Raw genomic sequence first — 12,901 nt, 5'->3', positions numbered from 1 at the left:
AGGACGGAAATCCATGGCGAATCGGGCAGCCGACATCGCAGACGTGGTCCGCGACGAATGGCCAGGATACTTGACGCTTCGCCCAGGACCCAATCCGGGCCGCGGGCCCTGGCGGACCGGCCTACCGGCCCTGTTCGTACTCGCGGAGCAGGTCGAGATTGATCATGCTCGTATCGAACATGCTGGTCTCGTCCAGCGCGCCCTGCTGGGACTGCTGGGAGTGCTGGGGCTGGTGGGCGGGCTGCTGCTGGGGCGGCTGGGACTGCTGCACCGGCTGGCCGTACTGGTCGTACTGGTCATAGCCCTGCTGCTGGTAGCCGGCCGCGTACGGATCCTGCTGGTAGCCGTACGGGTCCTGCTGCTGGCCGTACGGGCTCGCGTACGGATCCTGCGGCTGGTGGGTGTCGGGCTGCACCGTCTGCGGCTGCTGGGCCTGCCCGCCGTACTGCGCCGCGTACGGGTCGTACGGCTGCTGCGCGGGGACCTGGGGCAGGGCCTGCGGGGGCTCCGGGGCCCTGACCGGGGGTGCGGGCTGGGGGGCGGCGAGATCGGCCAGGAAGTCGGCGTCGCTGCCGCGCAGCTGCGAGTGGTCCAGGCCGTCCTGTTCCGCCATGTGCACGCCGAGCTCGTCCGACGCGACCCGGCCGTGCAGCTTCTGGCGGCCCTTGCCGACCGCTTCGAGGGTCTTGGCGAGGACGGCCTCGAAGGCGCCCAGCTTGGTGTCGACGTACTCGTCGGCGCGCTGCAGCAGGGTGGAGGGGTCGGGGCTGTAGTCCGGGGCGTCGTCGTCCTCCGCGGCCCCGTAGCCCTGCTCGTCCGGCCCCGGCGCGCGGCCGAGCAGCTTCTCCCGGCCGCGGCCCACCGAGCCGATGGTCTTGGTGAGGACCACCTCGAAGTTGGCGAGCTTGGAGTCCACGTACTCGTCGGCCTCCGCGCGGATCTCCTCGGCGTCCCTGCGGGCGTCGGCGAGGATGCGGTCGGCCTCGGCCTGGGAGCGGCGGGCCACCTCGGTGTCGGAGATCAGGTCGCCGCGCGTGGCCTGTGCGGACTCGATGATCCGGTCCGCCTCCTGGCGGGCCTGCTCCACCAGCTGCTCCCGGCCGCCGATCAGCTCCTGGGCCTGGGCGAGGGAGCCGGGCAGCGCCTGTCGCACCTCTTCGAGCTTGTCGAGCAGGTCGGCGCGGTTGACCACGCAGGAGGCCGACATGGGCATCGACCTGGCGTTGCCGATCGCCTCGACGATCTCGTCCAGCTTGTTCTGCACGTCCACCGTGTGCTCGCCACTCTCTCGGCCTGGTTTGGAGACGGACGGGACGACTGTAAGGCCAGCCGCTCCCCGTCCGACACCGGGTGACGGGCAGTCAGTTCTCCTGGGCCGCGGCGCGCTTCTCCGCGAGACGCTTCGTCAGCTCCGCGTGGACGTGCTCCGGCAGCAGGTGGGCGACGTCACCGCCCCAGGCCGCGACCTCCTTGACCAGGCTGGAGGAGAGGAAGCTGTAGGTGGGGTTGGTCGGTATGAACAGCGTCTCGATGCCCGAGAGTCCGTTGTTCATCTGGGCCATCTGCAACTCGTAGTCGAAGTCGCTGACGGCGCGCAGGCCCTTGACGATCGCGGGGATGTCACGGTCCTTGCAGAAGTCGACGAGCAGGCCGTGGTGGGACTCCACCACGATGTTCCCGTAGTCGGCGGTTGCCGTCCTGATCAGGTCCATCCGCTCCGCCACGGAGAAGAGGCCCTGCTTCGACTGGTTGATCATCACCGCGACGTGCACCACGTCGTACAGCCTGGAGGCTCGGCCGATGATGTCGAGGTGTCCGTTGGTGATGGGGTCGAACGACCCCGGACAGACTGCTCGGCGCATCTGTGGTCCCCGTCTCTCCGGTCCGGTCATCGTGCGTCTTCGCACGGTTGTGCGTCTTTGCACGGTGAGGCGGCGCGACCGTACCAAAGCGTCCCCTCGCCGTAACGACGGGCCCGCAGGGGCTCGAACCCTCCTGGCCACCTGAATTCTCCGCCCCTGGTGCTGCGCTCCACGGTGGCGAGTGCGTCCTCGGCGAGCCACCCCTGGGTGCGGAGTGTGAGGAGAATCTCCCGGAGATCGTCGTCGGTGACGGCGTACGGCGGGTCCAGGAAGACGATGTCGTACGGCTCGGCGGGCGCGGGCCCGGTGACCACCTGCTCCGCCTTGGCCGCGCGCACCTCGGCCCCTGGCAGGCCCAGCACGCGTACGTTCTCCCGGATCGTACGGACCGCCTTCTGGTCGGCCTCCACGAGCAGGGCGTGCACCCCGCCGCGGGACAGCGCTTCGAGACCCACCGCGCCGGAGCCCGCGTAGAGATCGGCGACCCTGGTCCCTTCGAGGCTGCCGAGCAGCGCTTGCCAGGTGGAGAACATCCCCTCCCGCGCACGGTCGGACGTGGGACGGGTGCCGTCGCCCGGGGGGACGGTCAGCCGTCGTCCACCGGCGGTGCCTGCGATCACGCGGGTCATGAGTTCCTCTGTCGGGTCGGCTGTCGGGTCGGCCTGTGGGGTCCGGGCTCCCTGCGAAAGGTCCCGAAGCGGTCTCCTTCCACGATATGACCTGCGCGGACATCGCGTACGGGCCGGTCACCCCTTGTCCAGGTACTCCTCCCGGTCCTTGTCCAGCAGCGCGTCCAGCGCCGTCCGCAGCTCCGGCAGCCGCTCAAGTCCGGGGTCGTCCGCGACGAGTCGTACCGCCTCCTCGCGGGCGGCGGCGATGACCTCCTCGTCGTCGATGACGGCGAGTACCCGCAGCGAGGAGCGGACGCCGGACTGGGCCTGGCCCAGCACGTCGCCCTCGCGGCGCTGTTCGAGGTCGATGCGGGACAGCTCGAAGCCGTCGAGGGTGGCGGCGACGGCGGCCAGCCGGGCACGGGCGGGGCTGGCCTCGTGCATCTCGCTGACCAGGAGGCACAGCCCGGGGGCCGACCCACGCCCGACCCGGCCGCGCAGCTGGTGCAGCTGGGAGACGCCGAACCGGTCCGCGTCCATGATCACCATGGCGGTGGCGTTGGGGACGTTGACCCCGACCTCGATGACCGTGGTCGCGACCAGGACGTCGACGTCGCCCGCCCCGAACCGGCGCATCACGTCGTCCTTGTCGTCGGGCTGCATGCGCCCGTGCAGCACCTCGACGCGCAGGCCGGCGAGCGGACCTGCGCGGAGCTGGTCGGCGATCTCCAGGACGGCGAGCGGGGGCCGCTTCTCGGGGTCCTCCGCCTCCTGCGCGGTCTTCTTGGACTTCTTCTTCGGCTCGTCCTCGCCGTCCCCGATCCGCGGGCAGACGACGTACGCCTGGTGGCCGTTCTCCACCTCTTCCCGGACGCGCTCCCAGGCGCGGGCCAGGAAGTGGGGCTTGTCCTTGGCGGGTACGACATGTGTGGCGATCGGTGAGCGGCCGGCGGGCAGCTGGTCGAGGACGGAGGTCTCCAGGTCGCCGAAGACGGTCATCGCCACCGTGCGCGGGATGGGGGTGGCCGTCATCACGAGGAGGTGCGGGGGCTGCTTGCCCTTGGAGCGCAGGGCGTCGCGCTGCTCGACGCCGAACCTGTGCTGCTCGTCGACGACGACCAGGCCGAGGTCGTGGAACTGCACCTTGTCCTCGATCAGCGCGTGCGTGCCGATGACGAGTCCCGCCTCGCCGGTGACCAGGTCGAGCAGCGCCTGCCGGCGGGCGGGCATCCCCATCGAGCCGGTGAGCAGCACCACCTTCGTGCCGAGCGGGGAGCCGCCGAGCGTGCCGCCCTCACCCCGCCCGCCGCCACCCTGCTGGGGCGGTGCGTCGCGCCACAGCCCCCAACTGGCCAGCTCGCCCATCATCTCGGTGATCGACCGGTGGTGCTGCTGGGCCAGCACCTCGGTGGGCGCGAGCATGGCGGCCTGCCCGCCCGCGTCGACGACGGCGAGCATGGCGCGCAGGGCGACCATCGTCTTCCCGCTGCCGACCTCTCCCTGGAGAAGGCGGTGCATGGGGTGTTCGGTGGCGAGGTCGTCGAAGATCTCCTTGGAGACCTTGTGCTGTCCCTCGGTGAGCGTGAAGGGGAGCTTGGCGTCGAAGGCGTCGAGCAGGCCGTCGGGGACGGGCTCGCGGGCGACGGCCGGGAGCTGGGTCTCGGCGAACCGGCGCCTGGCGAGGGCGACTTGAAGGACGAACGCCTCGTCCCACTTGAGCCGGTCCCGGGCCTCGGCGATCTCCGCCTTCGTACGCGGCCGGTGGATCTCGCGGAAGGCTTCGGGGAGCTCGACCAGGCCGCGTCCCTCGCGCAGGGCAGTCGGCAGCGGGTCGACGATCTCCGCCCAACCGGTCGCCTCCATGGAGGCGAGTACGACGTCGACCGTCTTTGCGATCTTCCAGCTCTCCATCTGGGCGCACGCCGGGTAGAGCGGGATCAGCTCGTTCGCCCAGGCCTCGACGGCGTCCTCGCCCGCGTCCTTGCCGAGCATCTCGTACGCCGGGTGGGAGAGCTGGCGGATGTTGCGGAACATGCCGACCTTGCCGGAGAACATGCCCTTGCGGCCAGGCAGCAGTTCCTTCTGGTGGTGGTAGATCGCCTTGCCGAAGAAGACCAGCTGGAGGCGTCCGCTGCCGTCGGTGAGGGTGACTTCCAGGCGCTGGCCCTTGCCGTTGTTGAAGCGCAGGACGCGGGCGTCGGCGACCTGGGCGACCACGGTGGCGTGCTCGTCGAGCGGGAGGTCCGCGAGCTGGGTGAGCTCGCCGCGCTCGGCGTACCGCCGGGGGTAGTGGTGCAGCAGGTCTCCGACCGTGTGCAGGTCGAGGTGCTCGGCCATCACCTTCGCGGTGGTGCCGCCGAGTGTCTTCTTGAGTGATTCGTCGAGCGAGGGCACGAGATCCATTGGACACCATCCCTCTGACAACCCCCGCCCCCTGTGGAAAACCACCGACCCGGCACTTGAACCCGCGCAGGGACGGGACCGGCCGGGACAGTGGCCGGGGGGAGCGGGCCGGGACGGCACACCCGGTGAGGTGCGGCCGGGTCAGCACCCCGGCGGGGATCGGACCGGCCGGGTCAGCACCCGGGGGGGGATCGGACCGGCCGGGTCAGCACGCGCCCGGCCGGGCCAGCACCCGAGAGGGCGGCCGGGGACGACACCCGGGGAACCGGCCGGGCCAGCACCCGAAGGGGTGGCCGGGACCAACACCCGGGGGCCCGGCCGGACCAGCACCCGGCCCGGGACCCCGCAGGGACTGCGCCCCACCAGCCCCTCAGGCGTGCCTGCCGCGGCCCCGTTCGTAGGCGTTCCGGTACACGGCGTCGGTCAGCGCGTCCCGCGCCGTCTGCCGCGCCCGGCGGACGTCCCTGTCCGCGAGCGCCGGCGTGCCCCGCAGCCCTTCCGCCTCCCCCAGCAGCTCCGCCGCCCGCTCGGGCGCCGCCGCCGAGGCCCGCGCCTCCGCGATCTCGGCGAGCAGCAGTCGTCCCGGTGACTCGTCGGCCAGGGCCGCCGCCCGGTCGAACCACTCCTCGGCCTGCGCCCCGTCGCCCTGCGCGCTCGCCGTCCGGCCGAGGCCGAGGAGGACGCGCAGGGTCTCCCCCGCGCCGAACCAGCTCCCGGTGCCTCCTTCGAGCGCCGCCTCGTAGTGCACGCGCGCGCGTGCCGTGTCGCCGGACAGGCGGGCCGCGTCGCCGAGCCCGCGCAGCGCTCCCGCCGCCTTGTCCGGCAGGCCGATGCCGCGCGCCAGCTCCGCCGATCTGCCGAACAGAGCGACGGCCTCGCCCTCTTCGCCCGCGTGCAGCAGGACGTGGGCCCGCCGTGCCAGCATGTCCGCGGTCTCTTCGGGGGCCTTGAGTTCCTGTACGAGGGCGAGTGCCTCGCCGAGCAGGGCCAGCGCCCCGCCTGTGTCGCCCCGCCAGTGCGCGAGCGTGGCCAGGGCGTCGAGGGAGTTGGCGACGCCCCAGCGGTCTCCGGTGTCGCGGAAGCCGTCGAGCGAGGCGGTGAACGCCTTCCCGGCCGCCACCGGCCGGCCGGCGAAAAGGTACTGGTAGCCGCGGCCCATCCGCAGCAGGGCGCTCGCCCACGGGCTGCTCGCCCCGTACGCCTCCTCTGCCCGCTCCGTCATCTCCGAGCTGGTCCGCGGGCCTGACGCGAGCGCCCACAGCGTCAGGGCGTGCGGCATCCGCAGCCGGCCGGCCAGGGTTTCCATCAGGGTGTCGGTGCGGGCGGTCAGTTCCTCGTCCGTGGCCCCGCCGCCCGCGGGGTCCCGGTGGCCGACGGCGGTCAGCAGGCACAGCGCGTACTCCTCCAGGAGCCCCTCGGGCGGCTCGTCGCCCACCCGTGCCAGCAGCTCCCGTGCCGCGACCGACAGTTCACCGGCCCTGCCGCGCAGCGGGGCGTACCAGGACAGGCCGGCCAGCAGCCGCAAGGAGGTGGCGGGGTCGCCGTGGCGCAGTGCGGACAGGAGGTTGGTGTGCTCGGCGTCGAGGCGGTCCAGCCACCGGAGCTGGTCCCTGCCGTGCAACAGGGGCGCTGCGCGCTCCGCGGTCGCCAGGAAGTACGCCGCGTGGGCGTCCCGGAACTCGCGTTCGGCGGAGCCCAGTTGTTCCGCGCAGAACGCCCGGACGGTCTCCAGCATCCGGTAGCGGCCGTCCACCACCGTCACGAAGGACTTCTCGACGAGGGAGGCCGGCGGCCCGTCGGTGTCCTCGACCCCGCAGACCGTTCGCAGCGCGTCCGCCGTGGCGCCCCCGGCGAACACGGTCAGCCGCCGTGCCAGTTCCCGCTCCTCCTCGTCGAGCAGGTCCCAGCTCCACTCCACGACGGCGGCCAGGGTGCGGTGTCTGGCCTCCTTCGTACGGTCGCCGCGCGACAGCAGCCGGAAGCGGTCGTCCGCGCCGCGGCCCAGCCGGTCGTCGAGCCGGTCCGCGATCTCGGCGACGGACAGGGTACGCAGCCGGGCCGCCGCGAGTTCGACGGCGAGCGGCAGCCCGTCCAGGGCGGCACAGATGTGCTCCACGCGCGCGTGGTCCTCGTCGCCCGGCGCCGGGGCGGGGCCGGGGCGCACCGCCGCGGCCCGCTCCAGGAAGAGCCGGACCGCCGAGTGCGTGGGCAGGGGCTCCACCGCCACCAGGGTCTCGCCGGTGATGCCGAGCCCTTCCCGGCTCGTCGCCAGGATCCGTACGCCGGGGCACCGCCTCAGCAGCAGCGCGCTCAGCTGGGCAACCTCGTCGACCAGGTGCTCGCAGTTGTCGAGCAGGAGCAGCAGCCGGCGCCCCTCGAAGGCGTCCAACGCGGACAACAGCCGGTCCGTCGCGTCCGTGGTTCCCCCCGCCCGCTCCCGGAAGCCGTTGCCGCGCACGCCGAGCGCCCCCAGCAGGGCGTACGGCAGCCCGCTCGCGTCCGGTACCGGCGCGAGTTCCGCGAAGCAGACCTCGCCCGGCCAGCGTCGCGCGGCCTCCACCGCCAGCCGTGTCTTGCCCGATCCGCCGGGGCCGGTGAGGGTCACCAGCCGGGCGGAACCGAGCAGCTCGTCGAGTCGCGCCAGCTCCCTCGTACGCCCCACGAAGCTGGTGAGGCCGGCCGGCACGGTTCGCGGCACGGCGGCCCGTGCCGGGCGCAGCAGTTCCAGGTGGAGTGCGGCCAGCTCGGGCGAGGGGTCCGCGCCCAGTGCGTCGGCGAGGGCGCGCCGGGCGTCCTCGTAGACGGCGAGTGCTTCGGCGGGCCGGCCTGCCGCCGCGAGGGCTCGCATCAGCAGTCCGTACAGCCGCTCCCGCAGCGGATGCAGGGCCGCGAGCTCGCGCAGCCCGGGTACGAGCCCGTCCGCCGGCCTCGCTGCGCTGCCCAGCTCCGCCGCGGCCAGGTCCTCCCGTACGCCCAGCCGTACCGTCTCCAGCCGGTCGGCGGCCGAGCGGGCGAACGGGGCCCCGCCCAGGTCCGCGAGGGCGGGGCCCCGCCACAGCCCGAGCGTCTCGCGCAGCAGTGCGGCGGCCCGCCCGTGCTCGCCCGCGCCCAGTGCTTCGCGCCCGGCCCGTGCCGCCGCTTCGAAGAGGTGGACGTCCACCGTGTCCCGCGGGACGTCCAGCCGGTAGCCGGCCGGAGTCGATTCGATGCCCGCGCCGAGCGTCGCGAGCCGTCGGCGCAGCCGGGAGACCTGGGACTGGAGGGCGTTGGCGGCGCGGGCCGGCGGTTCGTCGCCGTAGAGCCCTTCCAGCAGCCGCCTGGTGCTCACCGGGCGGCCCGCGTCCAGCAGCAGCAGCGCGAGCAGGGAGCGCGGCCGTTCGCCGCCGGGGTCGAGGAGCCGTCCGTCGTCGTGACGAATCTCCATGGGGCCCAGCAGTCCGAAGCGCACCCAGTGATTCTGCGGGACGGCGGCGGGGGTGGGGCCGAGGCCCGGGCAAGAAAAAAACCGGCCCACCCGAGGGTGGACCGGTTCTTCAAGCAACCAGCTAGGTGGCCGCGCTATCTAGACGTCAGCGCGAGACCTTGCCGGCCTTGATGCACGAGGTGCAGACGTTAAGCCGCTTCGGCGTCCGCCCGACCACTGCACGCACGCGCTGGATGTTGGGGTTCCAACGACGCGGGGTACGGCGGTGCGAGTGCGAAATGTTGTTGCCGAAGCCCGGCCCCTTGCCGCAGACGTCGCAGTTGGCAGCCACGGTCACTCCAAAGACTTCAGATGCACTTACAGTGAATTCCGGCAGGCCGAAAGATCCGGAGATCTTGTGGCCTGGCCGGGGGAATGTCCCGATTTTCATCGGGCAACCGGAGCAGCATACAACGACTGCTCTCGTACAACGAAACTACCACGGCTCCGGGGGCCTCGGCCCCGGCCCCCTCTGCTCCGCCCTCCGGCGGGAGCTAGGGTCTGTCCGGCGGATCAGCCCCCGGGCCTGTGATCGTTCCCGCTGCTCGAAGGACTCGAAGGAGGAGCCCAGGTGCCGCAGTCCCCCGACGACCTCGACGCCGTCGCGGTACGCACCTGGTGCTCGCTGGCCCTGCGGGCACTGGGCGCCGAGCGCGAGGAGATCGACGCGATCAACGTCTATCCGGTCGCGGACGGGGACACCGGGACCAACCTCTACCTGACGGTGGAGTCGGCCGCCCAGGCCGTGGAGGCGGTCTTCGCCGCGCACGGAACGGTGACCGGGCCCCCGGTCTCGGCCCCCCTGCTCGTCGACGCCGTACGCGCGATGGCGCACGGCGCACTCATCGGCGCGCGGGGGAACTCCGGGACGATCCTCTCCCAGTTGCTGCGCGGCATGGCCGGGGAACTGGCGGGCGGCGAGCGCGCCGACGGCGACGGACTGCGGCGGGCGCTGCGCCGGGCGGCATCCGCCGCGTACGAGGCGGTGGCGCACCCCGTGGAGGGCACGGTCCTGACGGTGGCGACGGCGGCGGCGGACGCGGCTGCCGACGCCGATGCGGGTGCCACCGCCGCTGCGGTCGCCCGCGCCGCCTACGAGGGTGCGCGGACCGCGCTGGCGAGGACCACGGACCAGCTGGCCGTGCTGGGCCGCGCCGGGGTCGTCGACGCGGGCGGCCGGGGTCTGGTGGCCGTGCTCGGAGCGCTGGTCGAGGCCCTGACCGGGGAGCCCGTGGCGGTACGTCCGCAGACGCCGCACGGGCAGCTCGTCGACGACGACTGCTCCGCCGACCACGCGGACGAGGGCGGCCCCGCCTTCGAGGTGATCTACCTCCTGGAGGCGGACGACGCGGCGGTGGGCCGGCTGCGGGCCAGGCTCGACGGGCTCGGGGACTCCCTGGTCGTCGTCGGCGGCGACGGCCTGTGGAACGTCCATGTGCACGTCGACGACGCGGGTGCGGCCGTGGAGGCCGGGGTCGAGGCGGGCCGGCCGTACCGGATCCGGATCACTCACTTCGGCGCGGACCGCGTCGCACCGCCGCGCGAGCGCGCGCAGCGGGCGGTCGTCGCGGTGGTGCCCGGCGAGGGCCTGCTGGCGCTGTGCGCGGAGGCGGGGGCCACCACCGTACTGGCGCGTCCCGGGGAGCCGCCCGTCAGCGGTGAGCTGGTCGACGCGATCCGGCGGGCGCACGCGCGCGAGGTCGTGCTGCTGCCGAACGACGCGGACCTGCGGCACACGGCCGCGGCCGCCGCCCAGCAGGTGCGCACGGAGGGCGTACGGGTCGCCCTGATCCCGACCCGGGCGGCCGTCCAGGGCATCGCGGCGCTCGCGGTGCACGAACCCGGCCGGCGCTTCGACGAGGACGTGGTGGCGATGACGTCCGCGGCGGGTGCCACGCGCTACGCCGAACTCGCCGTCGCGGAGCGGCAGTCGTGGACGACGGTCGGGGTGTGCCAGGCCGGGGACGTCCTCGGCCTGATCGACGGCGACGTCGCCGTCATCGGAACGGATGTCGCGGTGACGGCGCGGACGGTCCTGGACCGGATGCTGTCGGCGGGGGGCGAACTGGTCACGCTCGTCCTCGGCGACGGGGTGCCGGACGATCTCGCGGACGTACTCGAGGCCCATGTACGGGGCCGGCACCTGGCGGTCGACACGGTGACCTACCGAGGCGGCCGCCAGAGCGCCCCCCTGCTCATCGGCATCGAGTAACCACGCCCGTCCGCCCGCGCGGCGGAGCCCTGCCCCCGGTCGGCCCGGCAGGCGACCGGCCGGCCCCGGTCAGGTCCCGGTGAGCACCCGGCAAGCGACCAGTCGGTCCCGGTCAGCCCCAGGCAAGCGACCAGTCGGCCCCGGTCAGGCCCCGGTAAGCGATCGGTAAGCCGCTCCACGCACGCTCCCCCACATGACCACCACCCACCAGAGCCACGGCCCGGCACCCGCCCCCGCCTCGGCCCCCTCCCCCTCCGCCTCCCTCTCCCACCTCCACCTCCTCGTCTCCGGCGCAGGCATCGCGGGCCCCGCCCTCGCCCTCCAGCTCGCCCGCCGTGGCGCGCGGGTCACCGTCGTCGAGAAGGCCCCCGCCCTGCGGCCCGGCGGTCACGCCGTCGACTTCCGCGGCCATGTGCACCGCAGGGTCCTCCAGGACATGGGGATCTGGGACGAGGTGCACGCCCGCGAGACCCGCATGGGCACGCAGACCGTCGTCGCCGCGGACGGCACGCCGCAGGTCGAACTGCCCGCCGCGTTCATGAGCGGCGACGTGGAGATCGCCCGCGGCGACCTCGCCGAGATCATGTACCGGCGCACCAAGGACCTGGAGAACGTCAGCTACGTCTTCGGGGATTCGATCGCCTCCCTGACCGAGACCTCCACCGGCGTCGACGTCACCTTCGAGAAGGCCCCGCCCCGCTCCTTCGACCTCGTGGTCGGCGCCGACGGCCTGCACTCCCGTACTCGCGCCCTGGTCCTCGGGGACGAGTCCCGCTACCTCAAGCACCTCGGCTACTACGTCGCCGCCTTCGAGGTCCCCAACCACCTCGGACTGCACCGCAGCGCGCGCCTGCACAGCGATCCCGGCCGCATGGTGAGCATCGGCAACTCCGACGGCGTCCCGGACCACGCCGGTGCGTCCCTGGTGTTCAGCTCCGACGAGCAGGTCGGGTACGACCGGCGGGACCTGGCCGGGCAGAAGAAGATCCTCACCGAGAGGTTCCGGGGGATGGGGTGGGAGACGGCGAAGGTGCTGGAGGCGCTCGCCGGCCTCGAATCGGCCGACGAGCTGTACTTCGACGCCATCGCTCAGGTCCACGTGGACCGGTTGTCCAGCGGCCGGGTCGTGCTGCTCGGCGACGCGGGGTACGGGGCGACCATGGGCGGCATGGGCACGGGGGCCGCGGTCGTGGCGGCGTACGTCCTGGCGGGCGAACTCGCCGTGGCGGGCGGCGACCACCGCACCGCCTTCGCCGCCTACGAGGCCGCCTTCCGGGACTACGCGAAGGGCTGCCAGAAGGTCGCGGGCAACGCCGGGCCCTTCCTGGCCCCGCCCACCGAGCGCGCGCGCCGCCGACGCGACCTCACCTACCGGCTCCTCGGCTCCCGCCCGCTGGCCCGCCTCTTCAAGAAGCTCGCGGAGCGGGCCGCGACCGCCATCACCCTGCGCGACTACCCGTGAACGGTGGCTGCCCGCGGACGCCGGGGCCGCTACTGTCCCGGCGTGTTGCGCAGTCGCCAGCCGTGGTCGACCGGGCCGATGCCGGCGCCCAGCGGGAACCCCGCAGCGATCGCCTCCGTCACGTACTCCTTGGCCGCCTGCGCCGCCTGCGGCACGTCGAGGCCCTTCGCCAGGCCCGACGCGATCGCGGAGGCGAGGGTGCAACCGGTGCCGTGCGTATGGCGGTTGTCGTAGCGGGTGGCGCGCAGCCAGTGCTCCTCGGTGCCGTCGGTCAGCAGGTCGACCGCGTCGCCCGGCAGATGGCCGCCCTTGACCAGCACCCAGCGCGGCCCGCAGTCCAGGAGCGCGTCGGCCGCACGGCGCAGGTCGGTCTCCGACTCCACGCGTACACCGGTGAGTTGGGCGACCTCGTCGAGGTTCGGGGTGGCGACGGTCGCGGTGGGCAGGAGGTGCTTGCGCACGGACTCGACAGCGGACGCGGCGAGCAGCGGGTCGCCGTGCTTGGACACTCCGACCGGGTCGACCACGACGGGGGCGTCGGTGGCCGCGAGGAGTTGTGCGACCTCCTCGACGAGTTCGGCCGAGGACAGCATCCCGGTCTTCACCGCCTGGACACCGATGTCGTCGACGACGCTGCGGTACTGGGCCCGTACCGCCTCGACCGGCAGGTCCCACACCCCTTGCACGCCGAGGGAGTTCTGGGCGGTGACGGCGGTGAGCACGCTCATGCCGTGCACGCCGAGTGCCAGCATCGTCTTCAGGTCGGCCTGGATGCCCGCACCGCCGCCGGAGTCGGATCCGGCGACGGTGAGCACGCAGGGCAGCACGCCGTGACGCGAGGCAGGAGTTATTCGCATACCTGCGAATGTAACGCGGGCGACGCCCCGC

Annotated in this window: 9 protein-coding genes; 2 read left to right on the top strand and 7 right to left on the bottom strand. The window is 73.2% G+C overall.

Annotated elements, in window-relative coordinates:
- Positions 1–121: 121 nt before the first annotated feature.
- From ACIQM4_RS24390 to rpmB, 6 genes are all read right to left on the bottom strand, one after another.
- Positions 122–1,270, bottom strand: coding sequence for a cell division initiation protein (locus tag ACIQM4_RS24390; RefSeq protein ID WP_401595314.1), 1,149 nt, complete (start codon positions 1,268–1,270; stop codon positions 122–124).
- Between the two features lie 91 nt (positions 1,271–1,361).
- Positions 1,362–1,862, bottom strand: a complete 501-nt coding sequence (coaD, locus tag ACIQM4_RS24385) for a pantetheine-phosphate adenylyltransferase (protein ID WP_401595312.1) — start codon at positions 1,860–1,862, stop codon at positions 1,362–1,364.
- Positions 1,863–1,888: 26 nt separating this feature from the next.
- On the bottom strand, positions 1,889–2,491 hold the full coding sequence (gene rsmD, locus ACIQM4_RS24380) for a 16S rRNA (guanine(966)-N(2))-methyltransferase RsmD (protein ID WP_401595309.1): 603 nt from the start codon (positions 2,489–2,491) through the stop codon (positions 1,889–1,891).
- A gap of 117 nt (positions 2,492–2,608) precedes the next feature.
- Positions 2,609–4,876 carry an ATP-dependent DNA helicase RecG gene (gene recG / locus ACIQM4_RS24375; RefSeq protein ID WP_401595306.1) on the bottom strand — a complete coding sequence of 756 codons (2,268 nt, stop codon included), beginning with the start codon at positions 4,874–4,876 and terminating at the stop codon, positions 2,609–2,611.
- A gap of 370 nt (positions 4,877–5,246) precedes the next feature.
- The gene (locus ACIQM4_RS24370; RefSeq protein ID WP_401595303.1) at positions 5,247–8,324 is read right to left on the bottom strand and encodes a BTAD domain-containing putative transcriptional regulator; all 3,078 of its coding nucleotides are present in this window, start codon (positions 8,322–8,324) and stop codon (positions 5,247–5,249) included.
- A gap of 121 nt (positions 8,325–8,445) precedes the next feature.
- The gene (gene rpmB, locus ACIQM4_RS24365; protein WP_015036441.1) at positions 8,446–8,631 is read right to left on the bottom strand and encodes a 50S ribosomal protein L28; all 186 of its coding nucleotides are present in this window, start codon (positions 8,629–8,631) and stop codon (positions 8,446–8,448) included.
- 279 nt (positions 8,632–8,910) lie between these two features.
- Here rpmB and ACIQM4_RS24360 point away from each other — a divergent pair, with 279 nt between their 5' ends.
- Both ACIQM4_RS24360 and ACIQM4_RS24355 read left to right on the top strand, forming a co-directional pair.
- Positions 8,911–10,551, top strand: a complete 1,641-nt coding sequence (locus ACIQM4_RS24360; RefSeq protein WP_401595301.1) for a DAK2 domain-containing protein — start codon at positions 8,911–8,913, stop codon at positions 10,549–10,551.
- 193 nt (positions 10,552–10,744) lie between these two features.
- Positions 10,745–12,013: an FAD-dependent monooxygenase gene (locus ACIQM4_RS24355; RefSeq protein WP_401595298.1), complete on the top strand. Its 1,269-nt coding sequence runs from the start codon at positions 10,745–10,747 to the stop codon at positions 12,011–12,013.
- A gap of 29 nt (positions 12,014–12,042) precedes the next feature.
- On the opposite strand, the gene thiD is transcribed toward ACIQM4_RS24355, so the two are convergent.
- Positions 12,043–12,870 carry a bifunctional hydroxymethylpyrimidine kinase/phosphomethylpyrimidine kinase gene (gene thiD, locus ACIQM4_RS24350; protein ID WP_401595296.1) on the bottom strand — a complete coding sequence of 276 codons (828 nt, stop codon included), beginning with the start codon at positions 12,868–12,870 and terminating at the stop codon, positions 12,043–12,045.
- Positions 12,871–12,901: the final 31 nt, after the last annotated feature.

The organism is Streptomyces sp. NPDC091272, from assembly GCF_044757485.1.
Taxonomy (GTDB): Bacteria; Actinomycetota; Actinomycetes; order Streptomycetales; family Streptomycetaceae; genus Streptomyces.
The sequence above is the reverse complement of the archived record's forward strand: the minus strand, read 5'-3'. Positions and strand labels throughout refer to the sequence as shown.